The organism is Prolixibacter sp. NT017 (assembly GCF_009617875.1).
Lineage (GTDB): Bacteria > Bacteroidota > Bacteroidia > Bacteroidales > Prolixibacteraceae > Prolixibacter.
The window spans coordinates 4,341,184-4,366,566 of the sequence record NZ_BLAV01000001.1; the positions used below are offsets into that span (position 1 = coordinate 4,341,184).

At 45.7% G+C, this 25,383-nt stretch carries 22 protein-coding genes; 15 read left to right on the forward strand and 7 right to left on the reverse strand.

Annotation, left to right across the window (positions count from 1 at the left end; genetic code table 11):
• The first annotated feature begins 11 nt into the window (after nt 1-11).
• The gene (locus tag GJU87_RS18065) at nt 12-2,591 is read left to right on the forward strand and encodes a carboxypeptidase-like regulatory domain-containing protein (protein WP_194831575.1); all 2,580 of its coding nucleotides are present in this window, start codon (nt 12-14) and stop codon (nt 2,589-2,591) included.
• Between the two features lie 68 nt (nt 2,592-2,659).
• On the opposite strand, the gene GJU87_RS18070 is transcribed toward GJU87_RS18065, so the two are convergent.
• Nucleotides 2,660-3,427, reverse strand: coding sequence for a TIGR00266 family protein (locus GJU87_RS18070; RefSeq protein ID WP_106540935.1), 768 nt, complete (start codon nt 3,425-3,427; stop codon nt 2,660-2,662).
• A gap of 293 nt (nt 3,428-3,720) precedes the next feature.
• On the opposite strand from GJU87_RS18070, the gene sucC reads away from it, so the two are divergent.
• Nucleotides 3,721-4,860, forward strand: coding sequence for an ADP-forming succinate--CoA ligase subunit beta (gene sucC, locus GJU87_RS18075; protein WP_153640755.1), 1,140 nt, complete (start codon nt 3,721-3,723; stop codon nt 4,858-4,860).
• A 62-nt stretch (nt 4,861-4,922) separates the two neighbouring features.
• The gene (gene sucD, locus GJU87_RS18080) at nt 4,923-5,795 is read left to right on the forward strand and encodes a succinate--CoA ligase subunit alpha (RefSeq protein ID WP_153640756.1); all 873 of its coding nucleotides are present in this window, start codon (nt 4,923-4,925) and stop codon (nt 5,793-5,795) included.
• A 64-nt stretch (nt 5,796-5,859) separates the two neighbouring features.
• On the opposite strand, the gene GJU87_RS18085 is transcribed toward sucD, so the two are convergent.
• Nucleotides 5,860-8,253 carry a TonB-dependent receptor gene (locus GJU87_RS18085; protein WP_153640757.1) on the reverse strand — a complete coding sequence of 798 codons (2,394 nt, stop codon included), beginning with the start codon at nt 8,251-8,253 and terminating at the stop codon, nt 5,860-5,862.
• A gap of 267 nt (nt 8,254-8,520) precedes the next feature.
• Between GJU87_RS18085 and GJU87_RS18090 the strand changes: the two genes are divergently transcribed.
• The 5 genes from GJU87_RS18090 to GJU87_RS18110 all read left to right on the forward strand — a co-directional run bounded on the left by GJU87_RS18090 (nt 8,521) and on the right by GJU87_RS18110 (nt 13,891).
• Nucleotides 8,521-9,360 (forward strand): alpha/beta fold hydrolase, encoded by an 840-nt coding sequence (locus tag GJU87_RS18090; protein ID WP_153640758.1) that lies wholly within the window; start codon nt 8,521-8,523, stop codon nt 9,358-9,360.
• Nucleotides 9,361-9,502: 142 nt separating this feature from the next.
• Complete coding sequence (locus tag GJU87_RS18095; protein ID WP_153640759.1) at nt 9,503-10,189, forward strand: succinate dehydrogenase cytochrome b subunit; 687 nt, start codon at nt 9,503-9,505, stop codon at nt 10,187-10,189.
• A gap of 24 nt (nt 10,190-10,213) precedes the next feature.
• Nucleotides 10,214-12,154 carry a fumarate reductase/succinate dehydrogenase flavoprotein subunit gene (locus tag GJU87_RS18100; protein WP_153640760.1) on the forward strand — a complete coding sequence of 647 codons (1,941 nt, stop codon included), beginning with the start codon at nt 10,214-10,216 and terminating at the stop codon, nt 12,152-12,154.
• A gap of 65 nt (nt 12,155-12,219) precedes the next feature.
• A complete protein-coding gene (locus GJU87_RS18105) occupies nt 12,220-12,981 on the forward strand; it encodes a succinate dehydrogenase/fumarate reductase iron-sulfur subunit (protein ID WP_153640761.1) in 762 nt (253 codons plus the stop codon).
• A gap of 178 nt (nt 12,982-13,159) precedes the next feature.
• Nucleotides 13,160-13,891 (forward strand): hypothetical protein, encoded by a 732-nt coding sequence (locus tag GJU87_RS18110; protein ID WP_153640762.1) that lies wholly within the window; start codon nt 13,160-13,162, stop codon nt 13,889-13,891.
• Here GJU87_RS18110 and GJU87_RS18115 read toward each other — a convergent pair.
• Nucleotides 13,888-14,853 (reverse strand): CPBP family intramembrane glutamic endopeptidase, encoded by a 966-nt coding sequence (locus GJU87_RS18115; protein WP_153640763.1) that lies wholly within the window; start codon nt 14,851-14,853, stop codon nt 13,888-13,890. The two genes, GJU87_RS18110 and GJU87_RS18115, sit on opposite strands and share 4 nt — an antisense overlap.
• Nucleotides 14,854-15,032: 179 nt before the next feature.
• On the opposite strand from GJU87_RS18115, the gene dusB reads away from it, so the two are divergent.
• Nucleotides 15,033-16,046, forward strand: coding sequence for a tRNA dihydrouridine synthase DusB (gene dusB, locus GJU87_RS18120; protein WP_153640764.1), 1,014 nt, complete (start codon nt 15,033-15,035; stop codon nt 16,044-16,046).
• Nucleotides 16,047-16,086: 40 nt separating this feature from the next.
• The gene (locus tag GJU87_RS18125; RefSeq protein ID WP_153640765.1) at nt 16,087-16,467 is read left to right on the forward strand and encodes a YkvA family protein; all 381 of its coding nucleotides are present in this window, start codon (nt 16,087-16,089) and stop codon (nt 16,465-16,467) included.
• Nucleotides 16,468-16,573: 106 nt separating this feature from the next.
• Here GJU87_RS18125 and GJU87_RS18130 read toward each other — a convergent pair whose 3' ends face one another.
• Entirely contained in the window at nt 16,574-17,455 is an 882-nt protein-coding gene (locus GJU87_RS18130; protein ID WP_153640766.1) for a metallophosphoesterase, read from the reverse strand.
• Nucleotides 17,456-17,567: 112 nt separating this feature from the next.
• Here GJU87_RS18130 and GJU87_RS18135 point away from each other — a divergent pair, with 112 nt between their 5' ends.
• Nucleotides 17,568-18,326, forward strand: a complete 759-nt coding sequence (locus GJU87_RS18135; RefSeq protein ID WP_153640767.1) for a sulfite exporter TauE/SafE family protein — start codon at nt 17,568-17,570, stop codon at nt 18,324-18,326.
• Nucleotides 18,327-18,471: 145 nt separating this feature from the next.
• Here the strand turns inward: GJU87_RS18135 and GJU87_RS18140 are convergent, their stop codons facing one another.
• Complete coding sequence (locus GJU87_RS18140) at nt 18,472-19,281, reverse strand: SDR family oxidoreductase (RefSeq protein ID WP_153640768.1); 810 nt, start codon at nt 19,279-19,281, stop codon at nt 18,472-18,474.
• Nucleotides 19,282-19,367: 86 nt separating this feature from the next.
• Nucleotides 19,368-20,099 (reverse strand): head GIN domain-containing protein, encoded by a 732-nt coding sequence (locus GJU87_RS18145; protein WP_153640769.1) that lies wholly within the window; start codon nt 20,097-20,099, stop codon nt 19,368-19,370.
• 394 nt (nt 20,100-20,493) lie between these two features.
• Between GJU87_RS18145 and GJU87_RS18150 the strand changes: the two genes are divergently transcribed.
• A complete protein-coding gene (locus GJU87_RS18150; RefSeq protein WP_153640770.1) occupies nt 20,494-22,725 on the forward strand; it encodes a lipopolysaccharide assembly protein LapB in 2,232 nt (743 codons plus the stop codon).
• 31 nt (nt 22,726-22,756) lie between these two features.
• On the opposite strand, the gene GJU87_RS18155 is transcribed toward GJU87_RS18150, so the two are convergent.
• Nucleotides 22,757-23,524: a type III pantothenate kinase gene (locus GJU87_RS18155; protein WP_153640771.1), complete on the reverse strand. Its 768-nt coding sequence runs from the start codon at nt 23,522-23,524 to the stop codon at nt 22,757-22,759.
• A 153-nt stretch (nt 23,525-23,677) separates the two neighbouring features.
• On the opposite strand from GJU87_RS18155, the gene GJU87_RS18160 reads away from it, so the two are divergent.
• From GJU87_RS18160 to GJU87_RS18170, 3 genes are all read left to right on the forward strand, one after another.
• Nucleotides 23,678-23,875, forward strand: a complete 198-nt coding sequence (locus GJU87_RS18160) for a YwbE family protein (protein WP_153640772.1) — start codon at nt 23,678-23,680, stop codon at nt 23,873-23,875.
• Nucleotides 23,876-23,885: 10 nt separating this feature from the next.
• Nucleotides 23,886-24,626, forward strand: a complete 741-nt coding sequence (locus GJU87_RS18165) for an HAD family phosphatase (RefSeq protein ID WP_153640773.1) — start codon at nt 23,886-23,888, stop codon at nt 24,624-24,626.
• A gap of 227 nt (nt 24,627-24,853) precedes the next feature.
• Nucleotides 24,854-25,354: a response regulator gene (locus GJU87_RS18170; protein ID WP_106540956.1), complete on the forward strand. Its 501-nt coding sequence runs from the start codon at nt 24,854-24,856 to the stop codon at nt 25,352-25,354.
• The last annotated feature ends 29 nt before the right edge of the window (nt 25,355-25,383 follow it).

Consider the following 25,383-nt stretch of genomic DNA (forward strand, 5'->3'; position numbering starts at 1 on the left):
ACACCATCGCTATGAAATCAATTGTCCGCCTTGTTCTTTCGGGGATTTTCCTGTTCGCCGGATGGCTGCACGCCCAGGATACGGAAAAGCCTCATCTGATTGATCAACTGACCAATCAATTAAATAATTACCGCTTGCAAACTGTGAATCAGGAAGTGTATGTTTCAACCGACAAGTCACTTTACCGTCCCGGTGAAAGTCTTTGGTTCAAAGGCTATGTAACCGATGTGCTCACGCACCTTCCATCACTAAAAAGCCTGGAACTGGATGTCAGGTTGGTCAGCGACAACGGTGATGAAATCAAAAGCGACCGGTTCAAGCTTCAAAACGGAATTACGAATGGAGATTTCAAGATTCCGGAATCTGTGAAGCAGGGCAATTATTACCTGATTGCCTACACTCCGGAAATGACCTTCAGGCCCGTGAACCAGGTTTTTTACAAACGCATTATCATTAAAAGCCCCGAACAGCACAACCTGCACTACAACATGGTGTTCGACAAACCAAATTATCAGGCAGGCGAAACAGTGACAGCCAAACTCTATGTTTCGGACCTAAGCCGGAAACCGGAATCGAATGTGCGGGTAAAATACACGGTACAATCGGGCGACAACACTTTTGCTTCGGGGAAAGTAAAAACCGAAAAGAACGGCAGTGCTTTCATCACGTTCAATGCTCCGGGAAAGCAGTTGAAAAACCCTTTAATGCTGGATGTCAATTTCAATGAAAATAAAGAAGACTATCATTTCAGCAACCATGTGCCGCTCGCCAATGAACCGCTGACCATTCACTTTTTCCCGGAAGGAGGAAACCTGGTACCGGCAACAGCCCAAATGGTGGCATTCCGTGCTTCCGATGCATTCGGCAATCCAATTGTAGTCAATGGTGATGTAGTGGATCACAACGGCAAACTGCTGGCCAAAGCAGGAACCATTGCTCCCGGTTTAGGAATTTTTAGTCTGGCATCGCAAAATGACAGCCAGTTGAAGCTGGTCATCACCAGTGAGCCCGGTAAAGGCCAGGAATTTCCGCTGCCAAAACCCGATGCACAGGCTGTTTCCATTAACTCCAACCAGAGTAATGCCGATACGCTTTGGATCACGTTAAAAAGACCGGCCGGCAGTGAAAAAAATAAATACTCCATGCTGGCTGTCAACCGTGGTGAAGTAGTCTGGGCTTCGGAGTTCCAAATCGGGTCAGCCGGTAAAATCCCGGTTAGCCTGAGCAGTTTTCGTCAGGGCGTTACCCTCTTCTCCGTTTTCGACGATATGGGAAAGCTCCGGACACAGAGCCTTATCAATATCAACAAAGAAAAATCGGTCGCTGTAGAAATGCAATTCCCAGAATCGCTGGGCACTGACCAGGCTGGAAAAATCCATATAAAACTAACCGACGAGAACGGAAAACCGGTAAAAGGAGAAGTGGCCGTGTCGGTAACAGATGCACGGGCAGATATTCCGGAAGCCCGTGGAATCGCCCAATTGAACTGCGGCACTTCCCTGCCCATTCCTCTCTCAAACCCGGAAGCGCAGAAAAACGCTACATCGTTTAAATTCTACTTGATGGCCAACCATCTGCAGAATTTTAACTGGGATGAAGTCCGCACTTATAAAGACTCAACCACTGAGGCATCTGAGCAATTGAATATCGGCCTTTCCGGAATGGTTTTCAACCGGAAGGATGAGCCCGTAGCCAATGCAAAAATCAACATCGTTAACTCCAGTATGCAGATGTTCAACACCACCAGCGACGAGAATGGGCACTTTTCCATCGATTCGCCGCTCCTTTCGAACCCCGGCAACCTGACCATTACCGCTACCGACGATTCCGGCAAGAAAGATCTCACGGTCAAACTGGACAAAAGCTTTGCGGAAAAAGTGGTTGACTACATCAACAGCAAACCGGTAGCCGATCCGTGGAAATCGGAAATGGGACTCCTCCAGGCATCGTATTTTGAGAACAATCCCGACCTGTTCGCGTCTGTTCCTGATAAGGTAATCGAACCCAACAAAAGAAAAGATGATTTCTGGAAAGCATACCTCGATCAATCAACCAACCTGCTCGATATCATCAACATGATAAAACCCTTTGATTTGATGGGGGAACGAATTGTTTTCAAAGGTTCTCACAACAGTTTGATGAACCAGGGCGGTGCGTTAATCGTGGTTGACGGACAGCAATTGGGAACCTCCGCATCGACACTGAGTGCAATTCCGCCGCTGACCGTGGAAGATATCAACGTGTCAACCAAACTTTCTGATGTGGCTAAGTACACCGGGCTAAATTCGGTCGGTGTTATTGAAATTACCACGAAAAAGGGGGAACGCATCAAACCTCAAAAAGAAATGGGTCCGGCATACGAGAAAGGTTTGCGGGTGTCAAGAAATTTTTCACCTCAACCTTTTGGGAAAGCCAAGTATAATTTACAATCGACATTGCTGTGGGCTCCAGTCGTTTTTATCAGAGACAATGGAGAGACTGTTCTCAACTTCAAAACCAGTAAGCTTAAGTCGACTTACAACGTACATGTGGAAGGAATCAACCTCGACGGCACCTGGTTCAGCAAGGATGCCGAGTTAAACGTTGAATAGAGCAAATATTTTGACAGATCATAAAAAGCCCCGGTAGTTTCATACATTCCGGGGCTTTGTCTAATATTTTAACGCTCGAACAGATTGTCCAGAATGGAGCTATCGCCTTTTCCCTGATTTTTACCTGCCGGGGCCAAGGCCTTAATCAGTTTACTAACCGGCATCGACTGCAGCCATACTTTTCCTGTTCCCCGTAAAGTTGCCAGAAAAATTCCTTCACCGCCAAAAATCATAGAACGCAAGCCTCCTGCCGATTCAATTGAGAAATCGATGGATGGCTCAAATGCGACAATACAACCGGTGTCTACCCGCAATGTTTCGTTGTTCAGTTGCCGCTCCACAACTGTTCCACCGGCATGAACAAATACTTTACCATCACCGTCGAAACGCTGAAGAATAAAACCTTCGCCACCAAAAAATCCGGCGCCCAGCTTTCTGTTCAACGCCACTCCCACTTTTGTCCCGTAGGCGGCACACAAAAAGGCGTCTTTCTGAGCCAAAATAGAACCTCCGTGGTTGGGCAGGTCAATCGGAAGAATTGTTCCCGGATAAGGTGCCGCAAAAGCCACGTGTCCTTTTCCCAATCCCCGGTGGGTAAAATGGGTCAGAAAAAGTGACTCGCCGGTAAGCAACCGACCTCCGGCTGATAATAATTTTCCCAATATACTCTGGTTGGCTTCGGAACCATCCCCCATTCGGGTTTCAAAACTCACCGAATCTTCCATGTACATCATCGCTCCGGCTTCCGCAATTACGGTCTCTCCCGGATCGAGTTCCACCTCCACAAACTGAAGGTCTCCGCCAACAATACGATAATCAATTTCATGTGAACGCATAAGCAAATATTTACAATGGATAAATGAATTCGCGATAGGTAAAACCAATCACCTATTCTTTTGTTAATGATGGAAAACCCTCTAAAGTTAGCGGATTTCATTTAAGAGCACAATGCATGCTTTTTCGAACCTCTTTCATGTGATATACAACATATTTATTTATTCATATTTTTCAATACTTTAGAGGCTTATTTATCAGGGAAATTTTACATAAAAACACCCTGTTAGCTCATTGAACGACTGTAAAAATTTTATTCAAATAGTTAGTTAAAAACTCTAACAACCAGCATTAAATGAAAATTCACGAATACCAGGCAAAGCAGATATTTGCCGATTATGAGATCCCGGTCTCGGATGAGATTCTCTGTCACTCAGTTGAAGACGTGGAAAAAGCCGCTGACAAACTGGGATTGCCCGTTGTGGTAAAAGCCCAGGTTCTCGCCGGAGGACGCGGTAAAGCCGGAGGTGTAAAACTCGCTAAAACCAAAGAAGAACTGGTCGATGCAGCCAATCAGATCCTCGGCATGGACATTAAAGGTTACACTGTCGAGAAAGTATTGACCGCCAAAGCCATTTCGTTTACCGACGAATTTTACGTAGGTCTGACCATCGACCGGAACACCAAGTCGGTTGTGTTTATGGCCAGCGCTGAAGGTGGTGTCGAAATTGAAGAGGTTGCCAAGGACAACCCCGATGCCATTCACAAATTCGTTATCGATGCCGAAATCGGTTTGATGCCTTTCCAGGCACGGCAGATTGCTTTTAAACTTTTCGACGACATCAAGCTGGTTCGCCAGGGGGCCGATTTGTTCGAAAAACTCTATCGTGTGTTCATGGATACCGATGCTTCACTGGCCGAAATCAATCCGCTGGTGATTACTGCTGACGGTAGCCTGATGGCACTCGACGGTAAGATGAACTTCGATGACAACGCCCTGTTCCGTCAAGCGGAAATTCTGGAAATGCGTGAGCCTACCGAAGACGAGAAGACAGAAATCGAAGCAAAGGAAAAAGGATTAAGTTTCATCAAACTCGATGGTAACATTGGTTGTATGGTGAACGGCGCCGGATTGGCCATGGCAACCATGGACATTATCAAGATTTACGGTGGTGAACCCGCTAACTTCCTTGATATTGGTGGTAGCTCGAACCCGCAGAAGGTGATTGACGCCATGAACCTTCTGCTAGCCGACAAAAACGTGAAAGCCGTGATGATTAATATCTTCGGTGGTATCACCCGTTGTGATGATGTAGCCAAAGGCATCATCAGCGCACTGGATCAGATGAATATCAACATCCCGATTGTGGTTCGCCTGTCAGGTACCAATGCCGCTGAAGGTTTGGAGATTTTGAAGAAAACCAACCTGGTAACGGTTGCTTCCATGGGCGAAGCTGCTGAAAAAGCCATCGAAATGGCCAGCCAAACTGTTTAATTCACGTTTTCTGAAATTAATTAACTGATTTACCCTTTGTTTCAATTTTTAATTCAAATCAAATGAGCATTCTAATCAACTCAGATACCCGCCTCATTGTACAGGGAATTACCGGTCGTGACGGTAGTTTTCACGCACAGAAAATGAAAGAATACGGAACCAATGTCGTTGGCGGGGTTTCACCGGGTAAAGCCGGACAAAAAGTCGGCGATATTCCGGTTTTCAATACGGTTAAAGACGCCGTAGCAGCAACCAAGGCCAATGCATCCATTATCTTCGTACCCCCGAAATTTGCCGCCGATGCCGTTTACGAAGCATCTGAAGCGGGTGTAGAGCTCGTGATTACCATCACTGAAGGTCTTCCCACACTGGATATGGTGAAACTAATGCCCTACCTGAAAAAGAACGGCACCAAACTGATTGGTCCCAACTGTCCGGGACTGGTTACTCCCGGTGAAGCGCTGGTTGGTATCCTTCCGGGAAGCATCTTCAAGCAAGGAAATGTAGGTTTGATGAGCCGTAGTGGTACACTGACTTACGAAATGGTGAACCAGTTGACCACGAACGGTCTCGGACAAAGTACCTGCGTGGGAATTGGTGGTGACCCGGTTGCCGGACTCTATTATGAAGAGTTGCTGGAAATGTTCCAGAACGACCCGCAAACCGAAGCCATTGTGCTAATTGGTGAAATTGGTGGTGATGCCGAAGAGCGTGCAGCCCAATACATCAAAGAAAAGGTGACCAAACCGGTTGTTGCCTTTATCGCCGGACAAACCGCACCTCCCGGAAAACGCATGGGACACGCCGGAGCTATTATTTCCAGCGGAAGCGGTACTGCTGCTGAAAAAATTAAAGCGTTCGAGGAAGCCGGAGTTCCGGTTGCCCGTAAGCCAGCCGAAATCCCGGTGCTTATTCAGGAGCGCTTAGGAAAGTAAATGTTTTTCAAGTCCATACAATGTTCAAAAGTGGCGATGCCTTCGGGGGTCGCCATTTTTTTGCTTAAAACTCAATCATCACACCGATGGTGGGAAGTACAGTCCCACTTTCCGGGCTGATGGTTTTCAACTCATAACGACTTGGATCATTCGGGTCGATGACCGGATTCCCGTTGGCATCTTCCACCAGAATCAGGTCAGCCGGTTGATCGGCTTTGAAGTTGTAAGCATTTTGCACATCCACATACAGCATCAGCGACCATTTCTTGAAATAATACGATTTATCTACCCGGAAATCGAGTTGATGAAAAGCTTTCAGCCGGAGCTGGTTATAGCGGCTATAATCGAGGTAACCTCTTCCTCGGGCATTCCATGCACTACGAAGCGATGAAGTTTCCATGTCCCACGGAGTGTAAGGCGCGCCGCCAACGTAACGCCACTTGAATCCGAAATCCCAGTTTTTCCTGAGGCTTTTGTTCGCCGTAATATTGAAAATATGCTGGTTGTCCCACGCTGCAGGAATGTATTTTCCATCGCCTTCGCGGAATTCGCTTCGAACATAGGTGTAAGAAAACACCGTGTTGAAGCCGAGGATATCTTTGTCGCGGCCCAGAATTTCGAAACCGTAGGCCCGTCCGTTACTGACGGGCAATACTTCCTCATCGCCATAAACACCGTAATCAGCGCCCTTGCTGGCCAGCGAAACCGAATCGGTAACCGAGAACGGATAATCGTTGTAGCCCTTGTAAAAGCCTTCTACCGAGAATTGCCGGTCGGGCTGGGGCTGCCAGGTTATTCCGGCTACGTAATGATTCACCGAGATGTACTTCAATCCATTCTCCCGGTTGATTAACGCGCCCGAATTGTCGCGGTAGCCCATGGTGGTGTAGGATGGCAATTGGTAATAACGACCGGTATTCATGCTCGCTGAAAGTGATGGAGTAAAGTTGTAGCTGGCAGAAAAACGAGGCGAAAGCTGCTGTAACAGGTTATTCATTTGTGCTGAATAATTGTTGGCATCAGCGCGCAATCCCAATGATAATACCAGCCTTTCGTCTAAAAAGTGCTGGCTCGCCTGTCCAAAGAAAGAATACTTCCAAAACGACAAATCAGTCCGGTAGTTCAGCTCGGCCAATTGACCGTTGATGAAATTCTTTCGGTAGGTACGATTAAAATATTCGGCATATTGCAGACCTGCGCCGTAGTTCAACCGAAACCCATTGGATGATGTGTAGTTGTGCTCAAAACGGAACCGGGTTTCCCGCTCATACGAATCGTAATCGAGCAACAGGTTCTCCGGTTTTTCCACATTATTCTGGTACTTGTACTGAATGTTATTGAGTCGGTTTTGACTGACGACCCAGGTATCATAGCCCTTTTCACGGTAGTGTTTATAAACGGCACCTACCGCATAGCTCCACTGCTTATTCACCGGCAAGTACCCCAAAATATAGCGCTGCTCTTCTGTTTTGTTGGCATCGGTATTCAGTTTGAACTGGTCGAGGGCGCCAATTCCTGTGAAGTACACCTCGTTTTTGTCGTCGATTTTGGTGCGAACCTTAAACTGGAAATCGTTGTAGGTGGGCAAAAAAGGAAGCCCCAACGCACTAAAAAGAAACTGGAGGTACGAACGCCTGGCCGAGAAAATCGCCGTCGTGTTTTTTGACAAAGGCCCGTCGAGCGTTAGAGCCAAATCGGAAGCTCCCAATGTGGCCCGGTATTTCATCTTATCACTGTTGCCGTCTTTCTGTTTGAATTCAAGCACCGAACTCAAGGCATTTCCCCGGTCAGCCGGAAAAGCGCCGGAATAGAAATCCACTTCACGAATAAAATCGACATTGATGATCCCGACGGGGCCTCCCGAAGCACCTTGCGTGGCAAAGTGGTTTAGGTTCGGGATTTCCACGTCATCCAGAAAGAAACGATTCTCGGAAGGACCACCACCCCGGACAATCACATCATTGCGAAAAGCAGGAGTGGAAGACACGCCCGGATAACTCTGGATGACTTTGGAAATATCGCGGTTGCCGCCCGGATTCTTTTCAATTTCATCGATGCCAATGCTCCGCAACGAAACCGGACTCTCTTCCCGTCTCCGGAATTGAGAAGGTTTAACGGTTACAGCATCCAGATTGACCGTCGATTCCTCCATCGGAATATTGATCTCCGCTTCGCTGGCGTTGGTCACCCGGAAGGATTCAGTGATATTTATCTGAAAACCGACTGATGAAACCTGCAACTTGATAAAGCCCGGCGTCAATCCGGTTAGCTTAAAGTTTCCGTTGATGTCGGCAGTCGTTCCGGTATTGGTGCCAAATACCACCACATTGGCAAAGGGAACCGGCTGGTTATTGCTGGCATTGAAAACGCGCCCCTTCACCACGCCGTTATTCTCCTGCTGGCTGAACACGGGCCACGAAATAAGTAAGGTTACAATCAGGAATAGTATTTTCTTCATTTTGTTGGTTTTGTCTGAAATAAAACACCAAGATAAATATTTTTGTTTAATATTTTTATTTAATTATTAAACATTTTAGTTTTAACTTCAATATGAGAGAGAAAGAAGGCATAATCCCAAAATTGAATCATAACAACGAAATTACAATCATACATTTTCATATCTATATAAAATGATGTTTTGAAACATTTGATTTATCATAACTCAATCGGATAAAATGCTTCCAATTCGCCTGCTGAAAAAGAAGAAATGTGTTAATTTGCACGGATGAACCAAACCCAGTTTTACCATTTCTCCAACGGTCGTAAATTGTCCTATTCCCTATCGGGAGAAGGTGAGTTATTGGTTTTGCTTCACGGGTACCTGGAATCATCGGCTATTTTCGATGACCTTCTGCCGGAGCTTTCCCGGCATTTTCAGATTCTGACAGTCGATTTCCCCGGCCACGGCCATTCCGAGCTTCCGCCGGAAGGCTATACTTTTATCGATTTTGCGAAAGAATTGCACAGTCTTCTGGAAGAAATTGGCCATACAGGTCAATTAACGCTGGCAGGACATTCGATGGGAGGATACAACGCACTGGCTTTCGCCGGCCTCTTCCCCGAAAGGGTAAAACGGCTGGCTTTGTTGCATGCATCGGCAGATAAGGCGTCGGAAAGTCATATGAACCTGCGACGCCGCGAAATGGGATTGATTGAGAAAGGACGGCTGGAGTTGATTATTCGCAATTCGTTGCACAACAACTTTGCGCCTCTTAACCTCAACCGGTTCCCGGAGTTGCATGACCGGTTGCGCGAAATGGCTTCACAGGTGTCACCGAAAGCTGCAGTAAGGGCAATCCGGGCCATCATGGGAAGGCCGTCGTACCTCGAATTTCTGAACACTGCTTCTTTTCCGGTACTGATAATTGCCGGGGAAGAAGACAAAATACTGGCAGCTGCCAAACAATGGAACGAAGCTCATCATATCCGAAATGCAACTTTTATCGGGTTGGAAAATTGCGGACATGTGGGCTTCATCGAAGAGAAAAGTTTATTTTTAGAGAAATTTTTGAATTTTTCGGTGGAAAAGCCGGAAAATAGTAGCATTGATGGCCAAAACAGATAATTTCTGCGGAATAATAGAAACAGTATAAATTATTTGGTTTACCTCTGGTTATGTTGTTTAGCATATGACCATCATCTACATTTGTGATGATTTTTTTGCAACACAAATCATACATGGAATAATTTACTTAAAACAAGGACTTATGAGCAGTTTCATGAAAGCCTCGATTGGGCGGAAGTTTTTTATGAGCTTAACAGGACTTTTTCTGATTGTTTTCCTGTTTGTTCACCTTACACTGAACCTGCTCCTGACGTTTGACGACTCGGGAGTTTTGTTCAATGAGGCCGCGCATTTCATGGCTACGAATCCAATTATTAAAATAATGGAACCGATCCTGGCACTTGGTTTCATTATCCACATTATTTGGTCGGGATGGATTACCCTCGAAAACATGAAGGCGAGACCGAAGGGATATCAGGCCGGCGACAACTTATTGAAATGGTATGCACCGGCAAAGAACATGTTCATTCTGGGAGGCATGGTTCTTATCTTCCTGATCATCCACCTTTTCAACTTTTACGTAAAAATTAAATTTACCGGTTCACCTTTGCTGGATCAAGCAGCTCCGGGATTAGGAGCAGATGTTCACAATACCTACGCATTGGTTAAAACCCTTTTCGTTGATTACCCGGTTTATGATATCATTTACATCCTGGGAGGTATTCTGGTCGGACTCCACATTTCACATGGTTTCTGGAGCGCTTTCCAAACCATTGGCCTGAATAACAGCAAATGGATGATTCGTCTGAAGTTTCTGGCTCACCTGGTGGCTTTCCTCATCGGTGCCGGATTTGCTTACATCCCGCTGTATTTCCTCATTAAGTTTTAATTGAACCTTAAAGACATTTAAGACATGAGCAACATAGATTCCAAAATACCTGAAGGCCCGTTGGCCGAAAAGTGGTCTCGTCATAAAGCTGCTATCCGCGTAGTAAGTCCTGCCAATAAACGAAAACTTGATATCATCGTTGTGGGAACCGGACTGGCCGGAGCTTCGGCTGCCGCATCGCTGGGCGAACTGGGATACAATGTGAAAGCATTCTGTTACCAGGATAGTCCGCGTCGCGCCCACTCCATTGCCGCACAGGGCGGTATTAACGCTGCAAAAAACTATCAGAACGATAACGACTCAGTTTATCGTCTGTTTTACGATACGATTAAAGGAGGTGACTACCGTGCCCGCGAAGCGAACACTTATCGTCTGGCCGAAGTCTCTCCCAACATTATTGACCAGTGTGTTGCACAAGGTGTTCCGTTTGCCCGTGAATACGGAGGAACGCTGGCCAACCGCTCATTTGGTGGTGTACTGGTCAGCCGTACATTTTACGCTCGCGGACAGACCGGACAGCAGTTATTGCTGGGTGCTTACTCTGCCCTCAACCGCCAGATTGATGCCGGCAGCGTAGAAATGTACGCCCGTCACGAAATGCTCGACGTCGTGCTTGTCGACGGGAAAGCCCGCGGAATTATTGTCCGTGACCTGACGAACGGCGAAATCAAACGTTTTGGTGCGCACGCTGTGGTAATGGCAACCGGAGGTTACGGAAACGTATTCTTCCTGTCGACCAACGCAATGGGTTCTAACGGTTCTGCCGCATGGCAGGCCTACAAAAAGGGCGCTTACTTCTCCAATCCTTGTTATGTACAGATTCACCCAACCTGTATTCCGGTTCACGGTTCACAACAGTCGAAACTGACGTTGATGTCCGAATCGCTGCGTAACGACGGACGGGTTTGGGTTCCGAAGAAAAAAGAAGATGCTGAACGTCTTCGCAAAGGCGAAATCAGTGCAGTCGACATCAAAGACGAAGACCGTGACTTTTACCTCGAACGCCGTTATCCGTCATACGGTAACCTCGTTCCCCGCGATGTTGCATCACGTGCTGCCAAAGAGCGCTGCGATGCCGGTTTCGGTGTAAATGCTGAAGGTAAAGCGGTATTCCTCGATTTCAAATACGCCATTGAGCGTCTGGGTCGCGAGACCATCGAAAAACGCTATGGTAACCTTTTCCAGATGTACGAAAAGATTACCGATGTTGATCCGTACACACATCCGATGCAGATTTATCCGGCTATCCACTATGCCATGGGGGGTACTTGGGTTGATTACAACCTGATGACTTCGATTCCCGGATTGTATGCCATTGGCGAAGCTAACTTCTCTGATCACGGTGCCAACCGCCTTGGTGCTTCAGCTTTGATGCAGGGGCTGGCCGACGGTTATTTCATCCTGCCATACACCATTGGTGATTACCTGGCCGGCGAAATCATGGTACCAAAGATTGACACCAATACACCCGAATTTGATGAGGCCGAAAAGAATGTAACCGGACGGTTGGAAAAACTCTACAACATCAAAGGAGACCAGCCGGTGGATTACTTCCACAAAAAGCTGGGGCACATCATGTGGGAATATGTGGGTATGTCGCGTAACGAAGAGGGCCTGAAAAAAGCCATCGAAGAGATTGCCGAACTGAAAAAAGAGTTCTGGAGCAATGTACGCGTTCCCGGTGAAATGAATAACATCAATCCGGAGCTTGAAAAAGCCGGCCGTTTGGCTGACTTCCTCGACATTGGTGACCTGATGGCCCGTGACGCGCTGACCCGCAACGAATCGTGCGGAGGCCACTTCCGTGAAGAATCAGTTACCGAAGACGGTGAAGCTAAACGTAACGACGAAATCGGTTGTTATGCTTCAGCCTGGGAATTCCAGGGCGAAGACAAAGAACCGGTGATGCATCGTGAAGAGCTGGTATTCGAGAACGTGAAACTCACCCAGAGAAGTTATAAATAAGAGTTAAGTACCGTATCCGGAAGAGAAATCCGGGTGCAATTACTTAAATCTAAATAATTAAGAAAATGGCTGATAAAATCTTAAAGAAAATATACGTCAAGGTTTGGAGGCAAAACAATCCCTCCGAGAAAGGTCGGTTTGAAACTTACGAGGTGGAAAATGTTTCACAGGGTAGTTCGTTCCTTGAAATGATCGACATCCTGAACGACCAGCTTATCCGCGAAGGCAAAGACCCGATTGCTTTCGACCACGATTGCCGCGAAGGTATTTGCGGTATGTGTTCCATGTATATTAACGGTCATGCGCACGGACCAGACAGCGAAATTACCACGTGCCAGCTGCACATGCGTCGGTTCGAAGATGGCGAAACCATTACGGTTGAACCATGGCGCGCGGGTGCTTTCCCGGTTATCAAAGACCTGATTGTTGACCGTACAGCTTTTGATAAAATCCAGCAGGCGGGCGGTTATGTATCGGTTAATACCGGTGGTGTACCTGATGGGAATACCATCCCGATTTCGCAGGTTGATGCTGAAGAAGCGATCGACGCGGCTGCCTGCATCGGTTGTGGTGCCTGTGTGGCGACCTGTAAAAACTCTTCGGCTATGCTGTTTGTAGCGGCCAAAGTTTCGCAGTTTGCCAAGCTTCCGCAAGGAAAAGTAGAGGCCAAACGTCGTGCGAAAGCGATGGTAGCCAAAATGGATGAGCTTGGATTCGGTGGTTGTACCAATACCGGTGCCTGCGAACTGGCCTGTCCGAAAAATATTTCTATTTCGCATATCGCCCGTTTGAACCGGGAATATCTGAAAGCGAAATTCTCTGATTAACAATCAACTTTCAAGCAAGCAATAGATGAAAGGCTCTCTGTTACAGGGAGTCTTTTTTCGTATTCACACCTCTCGGTTTCTAAAGTTATTGTTAAACTCTTCAGCGAATATTGAATTCCATTTCATTTTTTATAACTTCGCTCTCATCCCATAATTCAATCAAAACAATAGCTTGCTCATGCCTTATCGCAGATTACCCAACACTGATCAGGCCCGCCTTCGGGCTTTAAAGGCTGCAACCGACATCGCCCTCCAGAAGTCGATTGATGACCTGGCTTTTTCGACAGCCACGTTAACCAAAGCACGAGCCTTTTTTCCGGGCTTCGAAAGTGCTATCCTACAGCTCAAACAAGCCAAACGGCAACAATCGGCCAATAGCCGTAAATACAACGAGGTGGTGAAGAAAGCCCGCCTCTATGTCTCACACTTTATCCAGGTACTCAATTTTTGTATCCTTAGAGGCGAAATTAAGCCCGAAGTGAGGGAATTCTATGGAATGGATACCCAAACCCATAAACTGCCCTCATTGGTCCTCGAATCGGATTTACTGGAGTGGGGAAAGAAAATTATCGACGGAGAGCAGCAACGTAGTATGCACGGCGGAAGTCCGATTTACAATCCAAGTATTGCCGTTGTAAAAGTGAAATACGACCAATTTGCCGATGCCTATCATTTTCAGAAGACACTTCAGAGCAACACAGCACGCTGGTCGGAAAAAGTAGCTGAAATGCGCAAAGAGGCCGACGAATTGATTCTGAATATCTGGAATGAGGTAGAACTGCATTACGGCCACTTTTCCGACGAAGAAAAACGGCAAAAAGCACAGGAATACGGTATCGTTTATTTCTTCCGCCCCAGCGAGAAAAAGAAAATCGAAGCCGGCAAAATGCAGACTAACCTTTCGTTTTAATCAACCGGTGGATTCGGTTCTTCGGTGGTAGTCCACAACTCTCCCGCTCCACGTACCTGCACGTAGAACGATCTCAGCAACACCATAACGAAAATCAGGCTGAGGATGGCGAGGTACGTTCCCTGCCCGTCCGATGTTCCGACTTTCTCCACACTGGAGCTGACCACTCCCTTTTCTATCAAATAGGAAATAATCACAGCAGAACCATTGTTGACAAAGTGCCCAACCATTGGGATCCAAAGAGAACCACTCCATTCAAGCAGATAACCGAACAGTGCTCCCAGCATCATTCTTGGTAAAAATCCGAAAAACTGCATGTGCAAAGAACTGAATAGTGCCGCACTGAGCCATATGGCTGCATGTGCATTCTTTGTCCAGTCCTTCAGAATCCGTTGAACGATACCCCTAAAAAGCAATTCCTCTCCGATGGCCGGCAGCAATCCAATCATGAATAGATTGAAGAACATTCCTCCTAAACCATCAACATGCAAAAAGGCTTTGGTAATCTGGTCAGCCTGATCTTCCGAAGCTTTCATCCAGTCCTGAACACCGGAAAGCCAGTCAGGAAGCTGTAATCCCGAATTGAATTCAGCCATCCAGTTAATCATCGGGTTGGCAAAATACACCAAAACCATTACCAGGATGATGCTTTTGAGTGTCGCGATTTTATCGAGATGCAAATAGCTAATCGGTCGTTCGCTCAGCACCCAGGCGATAATAAATGGCGGGATGACGAAAATTCCGATGGCCTGTACCGTCTGAAAGTATTTCATCAGGACGACTCCTTGCGGCGACGAAAAATTGGTCATGGCAGCACCCATATCACCAATACTCAAGTGGAATATCGGCATGGCCAGCAAAAAGCCAACAAACAGAGCCACGACGGCTAAAATTAAAACCACCAGCGTGGCAAACATCAACTGCGTAAACGGACCTGAGGTGCGTAGTATTCGGAATCTCACTTGTATCTGTTTAAGAAATGATTATCAACATTCAATGAATTCATGGCAAAGTTAACATTCGAAAGCAAAGCTCACGCCGAATTCAAGTTAATGAAACTGAATTTCGGCTAATATTGTTCCGGAATATTGCCGAACAAATAATTTTTATATTTGCACGCAAATTTTAAAAAACTGGTATTGTGAAGATTGGGGAACTCGAACTGGGCGAAATGCCATTGTTTTTATCACCGATGGAAGACGTGACTTACAAGTCGTTCCGGTACATTTGTAAGAAATACGGAGCGGACGTCATGTCAACCGAATTCATCTCTTCGGAAGCGCTCATCCGCGACGTGAACAAAACCAAGCGGAAAATGACGCTTTTCGAGTTCGACCGCCCCATTGCCATCCAAATCTACGGCGCCAATATCGATTCGATGGTGGAAGCCGCCAAAGTAGCCGAAACCTTCCAGCCAAATTACATCGACATCAACTTCGGCTGCCCAATGAAAAAGATTGCCGGAAAAGGCGCCGGTTCCGGTCTGTTGCGCGACATTCCCAAAATGATTGAGATGGCCAGCCAGATTGTGAAAGCCGTCAATCTTCCGGTGACGGCCAAAACCCGTGTAGGTTGGGACGACAACGACAAACCCATCGTAGAAGTTTCCGAACGACTGCAGGACGTGGGCATTCAGATGCTCGCTCTTCACGGACGTACCCGTCAGCAGCTTTACACTGGCGAGGCCGATTGGGAAATGATTGGAAAAGTAAAAAGCAACCCGCGTTTTAAAATTCCCCTTGTCGGGAATGGTGATATCAATGGTCCGGAAAAAGCGAAAGAGGCGCGGGATATTTCTGGCGTTGACGGAATGATGATTGGTCGCGGTGCCATCGGCCGCCCATGGATTTTCCGCGAAATCAAACATTATTTCCAAACCGGTGAAATGTTGCCTCCTCCAACTGTCCCCGAAATTGTCGAGGTCATCAAAGAACAAATGGAGCAATCACTTTCGTGGAAAGAATTTGAAAAGCAAGCCATTTGGGAAATGCGCCGCCACTTTGCCCGCTATTTCCCGGGTGTCCCCGATTTCCGTGAACTGCGGATTGCGCTCCTTCGGGCGGAAGAGCACACCCAGGTGCTGGAAATCCTTGACCGGATTGTCGACAAATACGGGGATACCCGTGTCGATTACACCAACATGAGTCTGAAATAGAATTATTTGGCATTCCCGATGATTTATCTATATTCATTTCATGCGACTGCGCGATTTTACGAAATATTACTCTCCGTCCGCCTTTCGGGAAAAGCTGAAAATGTATGGAGGAAAAGCGGGCGTGAAAGTGGTCTATCCGGCTTTGCTGCTGTATTACATGCTGAATGATCCGGAAGTTTCCTTCAAGAATAAGCTCTACCTTGCTGGCGCTTTGGGCTATTTTATTTTCCCCGCTGATGCCATTCCGGATTTTGCTCCTCTGATTGGCTTCACCGATGACGTTAGCGTCCTTTTTCTGGCCCTTTCGCTACTAAAAGAGAACATCAAAGACAAACACCGGGCGTTGGCACGCGAAAAGTTAAAGGAATGGTTTAAAAATTATTCAGAAAAAGAGTTGAAAGCAATTGAAACCAGCTTCTAAAATCCATTAATTTAAATATCATAAAATTTTTATTATTAGACATTTAAATAAAACCATCTCTATTAATAGACTAAATCTAGTCCTCTCAACCTAATTGAAAATAATATTATTCAAATATTTGGTCTTTTGTTTGACGAAACCCTCTGATTTTGATAGGTTCTTCATCGTTTAGCTCAACAATTGCGTAATTGTTATTTTCCGGTCCGTTACCATCTACTACCGCTTTGAGGGTATAATAAAAAATGCCGTTGATTTTTGAGAAGTTTCCCGCATGATAATGTCCCTGGAAAACCGCTCTCACTTTTCCCGAATCCTCCAAAATCTGACGCACTTCAGCAGCATTTACCGGGCAATGTCTATCATCCGGAACCTTCGTCGAATCGAGCTGGTGGTGAATAAAAACGATAACCGGCTTACCGGTTAAAGCCAGATCGGTTTTCAACCACTCCAGTTGCTGGTGTGGAACAAAAGCTTTTGTCCAATCAAAATCTCCGCGGTCGTAATCAGAACCATCCGGTGAGTAGTTGGCGTCCAGCACAACGAAATGATAACCGTGATCGGAAAACGAGTAGTAATTCAGCGAATCGTACTGTCCATGATTGGTGATATGGTCGAGAAACTGGATTTTGGAAAGACTGTCCATGTCATGGTTTCCGAGCACATGAAAAACCGGTCCGTCGAAATCCTGCAACTCCGACTCAATGGCTGCCAGATAAGAAAGCGTTTCACTTTCGTCAGGTGGATCGCCCTGGTCCTTCAAGTCGCCAATTTCAATCAGAAAATCCACTTTATCCCGGTTCATCACCTCAACGCATTCCCGCACCTTCTGCAACGACTGACGATAATAGCGGTTGCTTTCCAGGTTAGGCTCGCGATTAGCATAATGAATATCGGTTAAAATCCCGATACGAAGTGTTCTCCTCTTTCTTCTGCCAAAGGCGAAAGACGGAAATGAAATTCCGGCCAGGACTGATAATGTGGTTGCCATAAAACGTCGGCGATTAATGGTACGATTCATCTGAATAAACTCTATGATAACGTTCTAAAATTACAAAACCCCTGAATTAATCTTAATTTTGAGCCGAATTTAAATCCCTTTTATGCTTAGCTTGCTCGATTCCTTTCACCTTACTCCGGTTCATTGGATCTTAATTGCCCTAAGTGGAATGCTGATTGGTATGTCGAAAACCGGCGTACCGGGAGTTTCCATGGTGGTCGTCCCGATTCTCGCTTCCATCTTCGGTGGAAAGCAATCGACCGGAGTGTTACTACCCATTCTCATCATGGCCGATGTTTTTGCTGTAAGTTATTATCATCGACACGCCAACTGGAAACACTTGCTACGGGCTTTGCCCTGGGCGTTAGCGGGCGTGCTAATTGCATTGTGGGTTGGTGAGAAAGTGAATGACCTACAGTTCAAGCGACTAATTGCGATTACCATTTTTGTTTCGGTAGGAATTATGCTCTGGCGCGACCGCGTGGCGAAAAAAGAGTCTGTTCCCGATTCTCCCTGGTTTGCAGCTTTGATGGGATTGGCCGGAGGTTTTGCCACCATGATTGGCAACGTGGCCGGCCCCATATTTGCCGTTTACCTGTTGGCTTTGCACCTTCCGAAGAAAGTATTTATCGGTACCACGGCCTGGTTCTTTTTCATTGTCAACCTGTCGAAGTTCCCACTGCATGTTTTTGTTTGGAAAACAATTCATTGGTCAACCCTTCTGGTCGATATTCTTATTCTTCCGGCCATAGCAGCCGGCGCCTTCCTTGGGATTACAGTTGTGAAAAAAATACCGGAATCGACCTATCGATGGTTCGTTATCATCATCACGATAGCTTCCGCATTATTAATTTTCATATAACACTAATCATCAATACTCTAATTAAATACAACTAAAGTATTCAATAAAGCAATTACTTCGAAAAGATTTCTTGAAAAAGAATCGGATTTCGTTACTTGTATTAAAATTTTAAATAAAATGAATTAATTATCTATTAAATAACATATTAACTATTTAAATCTTCATCCAAAATCAGAGTTCTTTTGTGGAAGAAAGAGAGGAAAAAACGAAATACAATCTTCCAACTGGTCAGCCAGGCAATTCTCGCATCGTTTTTCTGATTTTTTAGAATTTCCCCGGCAAGAAAAGGAGCCACTGTTTCTGCCCGATCAGCCAGAATGTTGAATATACGGATGCTTTGTTGATGGGCTTCCGGATTCTTTTTTACTGAATCGAGCAGCAAATCTGTGACCACCATTCCGGGACTCAATGTCCCAACCAACACACTATTCACTTCATTTTCCTTAGCAAAACTGCGTGTAAAATACCGAAGAGCGCGTTTAGTCGTTCCATACAATGTCATTCCCGGCATCATCCTTCCGCCGCTGCCGAAACCTTCCATATTGTAAATCGCTCCGTGCCCCTGTTGTTTCATGTGCAAATAAGCAACGCGGGTTCCGTTCATCACACCCATCAGGTTGGTTTGAATCACACCGTTGATTTCTTCCGGATGAATATGATGAAACAACTCATCGGACTGTGCAATTCCTGCATTGTTGATCCAGATATCAACCGGCTGCCAGAGCGAGGCCTTCAGCCAAAGCTGATCGAGACTACGGGGCATCGTCACGTCGACTACAAAACCGGCCACTTTTTCGGAGCCAAATTCCTGTTGCAACCGGCAGGCAACGGTATTTACCGATTCCCGGTGCCTTCCGGAAACAGAAACAAAGTGTCCCATGGAAAGAAAAGCCCGGGCCATTCCCAGACCAATTCCGCGTGTAGAGCCGGTAATGACAATATGTTTGGGATTCATGGTAATGAATTCTTGATAAACAAAATGTAAAGAAACAAAAAAGGCCGACTTCTTCAGAAACCGGCCTCCAATAGCTTTACTTTTTCTTATCTTTTGTTTACATCACCACCGCTGGAACTGTGGGTATTGATTGATGTAGGTGTGCCTTTGTAATAAATATCAGCGCCGCTGCTCGCGTGTGCTTCAAAATTTCCGTTCACAGTCAAGCGGATATCAGAACCGCTGGAAGCTTCAGCAGTGCAATCTTCAGCAGTCAAATCATATGCATTAATGTCTGAACCACTGGAAGAATCGGCATGGAAATTCTTTGCCTTGCCACGTAACGTTAAATCACTGCCACTACTGGTTCCTCCCGACAGTTGATCGGCGTATACTTCCATCTTCACATCTGAACCACTGGAAACACCAATCTCCAGCGAACTAACTGTCAATCCGGTTTGGGTCCTAACATCGGAACCGGCGGAAGCTTTCAGCTCCTTCAGGTCCTTCACGGTTACGTGAACCTTCATGGCCGTTGCATTCCGGATGGATTTATCGACATATAACTTCAACCGGTTACCATCGACTTTGGTTATGATAATATCCTGCAAATTTTCATCGGCCTCAACGACAACAGATTCATTATCTCCCTGTGAGATATACAAATCAAGGCCAGTGCTGACAGATATTTCATCGAATCCTGTCAGGTGACGATCGACTTTCACAACATTTCCATTTCCCTTTACTCCCCCGAAGTTCCACCAGGATTGGGCCGAAAGCGAAAAGGAAATGAACATCAGCGAAAGCGTAAAAACGGAAAAGAGAACTTTGTTTTTCATGCTTTATAAGATTTGTTATGGTTTATTTCCGAATGGAAAACGATTCATAAAGAAAAGACGCCACCTTTTTCATAAGGTTGCATCCATCATTATTGTGATATGACGCTTAAACCTTTATCTTGGTTACAGGGCTGGTAAATTTTAATCGCGAGCTCCGGTTTGAGTGGCCAATCGATATTCAGGACAAATTGTCATAGAACGGGGCATTTTGTCCGCGCTCAATTCAAAAGCAGTAATTGTTTAATTTACTGTGTTTTATTCCACCAGAAAGAATTAACGGCAAGCATTCCAACGTTTATTGGTACTCAACGAAGATTGATTGGTTCGGCTTTTGATCGATGAATAATCGGAAAGACTATTTCTGCCAACAAAGCTTACATAGGAAGAATACATTATGAATGATCAGGAGATAACGCAAAAGTTCAACGAGATTTGTCAATTACTTGCTTCGCGGAAGCTAAAACCCGGATTCGATCTGCTGGAACAGCTGATTACCGAAACCAGGTCGGGCGACTTCCGCGATGAATACCACGATCTTGAGCAGACCTACAAATACATGCTGCAGTACACGGTCGAAGGGATTAACGACCCCGAAAGACAGAAAGTGTACCGCCATTTGTTGGTCTCGACTTTCGAGTTGGCAGACAAGGTGACCGAAAACCTGAGAATGCGTTTTTCCAACCTGTTTCCTTACCAGAAGAAAAGAGGCTTTGCGGGACTGTACGTCGAAAATCTTTCGGAAACACTTCAGGAAATTGAAGAGTTTCACGTGCACAACGAGTTGCAGTCGTTGATTGATGAATCGATTTCGGCGCAACCGGGAAAAGAGGAGGTAGCCCGTGCTCACCTGGAAAAGCTGAATTACGTCTTCTACCATCTCTGGTTCCGCGACCTGCTGAACGACGATGAAATGAAGTTTGCCCGGAGCTTCCTTTCCGGCGAAAGCATTCCGGTTCACGAAAAGGCTTTGTTGGTTACAGCACTCACTTTCAGTCTGTCCCGTTATTTCGACGAACATAAATTCAATTTGCTGTTCGAAGCTTACGACACCACCGATGAGTTGGTGCGTCAGCGAGCGTTGGTTGGCCTGATGCTTACCTTGTACCAGTATGATTTGCGTCTTCCGTTCTTTACGCAGATTACAGGCCGGCTGGCTATTCTGAACGAAGATCCGGAGTTCAAGCGTTTGTTCGAAAAAGTGATTCTTCAATTCATTCGGAGCAAGGAAACCGAAGAATTGCAGCGTCGCCTGCAGGACGAAATTCTTCCGGAAATGATGCGATTGAGTCCGAACCTCCGGAACAAACTGAACATGGACAACCTGATGGGCGAAGGCATGATGGACGACAAAAACCCCGACTGGCAGGACATTTTCAGTGAATCGCCCGGCTTGATGGATAAACTGGAAGAGCTGTCGGAGTTGCAGATGGAAGGCGCCGATGTATTTATGAGTTCTTTTTCGATGCTGAAGAATTTTCCGTTTTTCAGTGAATTTGTAAACTGGTTCATGCCATTTTTCCCGCAACATCCCGAAATCAGCAGCGTGACCGGGGACAAAAGCGACGAAGCGACTAACACCTTCATGGAGGCTATCGTGAAATCGCCGATGCTTTGTAACTCCGATAAATACTCGTTCTGCCTGAGTTTGCAGAATATTCCGAATGAATACAAGGAGATGATGTCCGGTTCGCTCAAGGCGGAAATGGACCAGATGGAGGAATTGCAACAGGATGAATTGGCCATTTCGCCCAACAAAGCCGCCGAAGTGGCTTCCAATCAATACATCCAGGATTTGTACCGTTTCTTTAAGTTGCATCCGAACCACACCGACTTCGAAGATGTATTCGCCTGGCGGCTCGATTTTCATAATAAAAACACGTTCCGCCCTCTTTTACAGGAAGATTTAGGCATCCTACGGAACATGGCCGAATTCTATTTTGCTAAAAACTACTTTGAAGAAGCATCGGAAATTTATCTCATGCTTTTACAGGAAAATGAGGATGGCGAACTGTTACAGAAACTGGCCTTTTGTTACCAGAAAACAGGCAACTACCGTGAAGCGCTCAACTACTATCTGAAAGCCGACCTGTTCGACGTCAATAAAATCTGGAATCACAAGAAAATTGCGCTTTGCTACCGTAACCTGAAAGAGCCGGAAAAAGCGCTGGATTATTACAAACAGGCTGAGATTCTGGAACCCGATAATCTGAGTACACACATCTCTGTCGGCCATTGCTACATGGAGCTGAAAAAGTACGAGGATGCATTAAAGTATTATTTCAAGGTGGAGTACTTATCGCCCGGAAACAAAAACGTTTGGCGACCGATTGCCTGGTCATCGTTGCTGGTCGGGAAACTGGAACAATCGGAAAATTACTACCGGAAATTAACCGAAGGTTCGCCCAATAAATACGACCTGATGAACATGGGCCACGTACAGTGGTGTCTCGGGAACCGGAAAGAAGCATTGGAATGGTACCGAAAAAGCATTCGGGACAAAGAAAACTCAGAAGCTGAATTCATGGATGCCTTTGAGGAAGATTTGGAACATCTACTTCGGCAGGGTGTAGATCAGGAAGACGTTCCGATTATGCTCGACCAATTGCGCTATTCACTTGAATCGTAAAATACTTTGCCGGCCGTTAAAGCCGGCTTTTTTATACCGTTACACAATCGCTAATCAGGCGCAAACCTTCGAGTGTAAGCTGCTGATCGACAACCCGAATGTATCTCGAAATGGGTGCCAACACGTTCGCCAAACCGCCGGTGGCAATTACTTCCGGTGAATTTCCCAACTCGTTCCGGAGCAGATCAATCAGGTGATCAACTAAACCTGAATAGCCCAACACAACACCCGACTGCAAAGCGTGAACGGTATTTTCTCCCAACACTGAAGGCGGCGGAGTTAAATGCACAGAAGGCAACTGGGCCGTATTTCCGGTCAACGATTTGATTGCTGTTTTCAATCCCGGTGCAATGGAAACCCCCAGGATTTCTCCCTCATCCGAAATGGTCGTCAATGTCAAAGCAGTTCCAAAATCGACTACTGTACATAGCGAACCAAACCGTTTGTAGGCAGCCATCGAGTTCGCAATCAAATCGGTCCCGATTTCGTAGGGATTGAGCACTTTCAGCGGAAGCATGGGATAAATTTCCGGTCCAACAATCAATGGCTTGACTGTAAACAACGAATCCAGCATTTCGGTAAAAGCACGCAAAAGCTGGGGAACCACGCTACTTACCACAATGCGGTCGACTTTCTCTACGTAATCGACCGTATTGGTCAGCAACGACCGGAAAATCACTTCATATTCGTCAGCAGTTTTATCCGGCACCGTCAGGATTCGCCATTCATGCACCCATTTTTCACTATCGTGAATACCGAAAACGATGTTCGAGTTACCAATATCGATTGCCAGCAGCATTTTTAAAGTTTTAATGTTCATGACGAAACTACACCATCTGACCGTTTTTTGAAACTTTTCGCGCCAGATATTACACGATTCCACAGGAAATAACGCTGGCTTCATCTTCCGGTAAACCGAATGCGCTTTCTTTGCAAAAAGAATAGACAAGCTATGGATGGTAAAAAACGTTCGAATATAAAGCCCGGATTGCATGTATCCATCGTGCTGAAGAAAGATCAGCGAACCGGCAAGCGAACCGAAGGCATTGTAAAAGACATCCTGACCAATTCGCCCACACATCCGCATGGCATAAAAGTGCGGTTAACTTCGGGTGATGTTGGCCGTGTGCAGGAGATTTTACCGGATTAAATGAACCAAAATGTTTAGCGAAGCGATAGAAAAATATCTTCAACAGGAACAACTGAATCACTTCGATTTAAAGGCTGTTTTCTTCGACATGGACGGCGTGTTGTATGATTCGATGGGACATCATGCCGCGTCGTGGACCAAAGCTTTCACCGAAGCCGGAATTCATTTTCATGAAGAGCTTGCCTATCTGAACGAGGGAAGAACCGGTGCTTCAACAGTTTTAACAGCAGTAAAAGAGGCGCAAAACCGCACGGCAACCGATGATGAGATTCAGAAGATTTACCAGCGAAAGACTGAAATACTGCACACCATGTCGCGTGCACTTCCCGTGGAGGGAATGAAAAATATGCTGGAACAGGTGAAAAATGCCGGGCTGGAAATCTGGATTGTCACCGGCTCGTCGCATATGCGTTTCATCGACAACTTAAAGGTCGATTTCCCCGGTTTGATCGATCCGACGCATGTCGTATCCGGGAAAGACGTGAAACACGGTAAACCGCACCCCGAACCTTACCTAACGGCTCTGGAAAAGTCTCATTTGGAAAAACAGCAGGCGATGGTTATCGAAAATGCGCCGCTGGGAATTCAGTCAGCGAAAGCTGCAGGTTTGTTCACAATAGCTATTAATACAGGCATTCTGGATGACGAGGTTTTGACAGATAACGGTTGTGACCTGCTTTTTGATGACGGAACAGAGTTGGCAAAAAACTGGAAGAAATTACTTGATGACATTCAAAGATTTAACCAATAATCTGATTATTTGGAGGATGTTTTGCTCAGAGGGAATTTAAAATTTGAAATATTTTAACTTTCTTGGTAATAAATAATCTTAAAACCACGTTGTAGTAGAGAATTAGATATTCAAGATGGTAATCATAAAAAATTATTATCTTCACTCTATTTCTGAAAACAACAATTTGATAGTTATTACACAGCGTTTCATCATCGCAATTGCGACTAAATCAAAATCAGGCAGACATGCAAAATCTTAAGGATCCCTTAATCTTCGTTGTTGAAGACAATCAGGTTTACAACAAACTTGTTGTTAGTTATCTACGCTCTAAAAAATTCAATCGGGTAGAAACTTATACCAGTGGTGAAGATTGTCTGAACGCCCTGGATAAAAAGCCAGATATCATTATTCAGGACTATCTGTTGGAGGGAATGAACGGTATCGACGTACTGAAAGCCGCAAAAAAAGTACATCCCGAAATAGAATTCATTTTCCTATCGGGACAAGACAGCATTGATGTCGCTATTAATACCATGAAATACGGTGCCTACGACTACATTGTGAAAGACCAGATGGCACTGAAAAAAATCGTCAATAAGATCACCAAGATTATCTCGGTACAACAACTGGTTAAAAGCAACAAACGTTACAAAATGGGAGTAACGCTTTTCTTTGTTGCGCTGGTGGTCATTATCATACTCATTTTAAGTCTTACCGTATTCTTCCCAACAGAATTTGAGTGGTAAGATCCTATTTGCATGTATGTGATATCCCG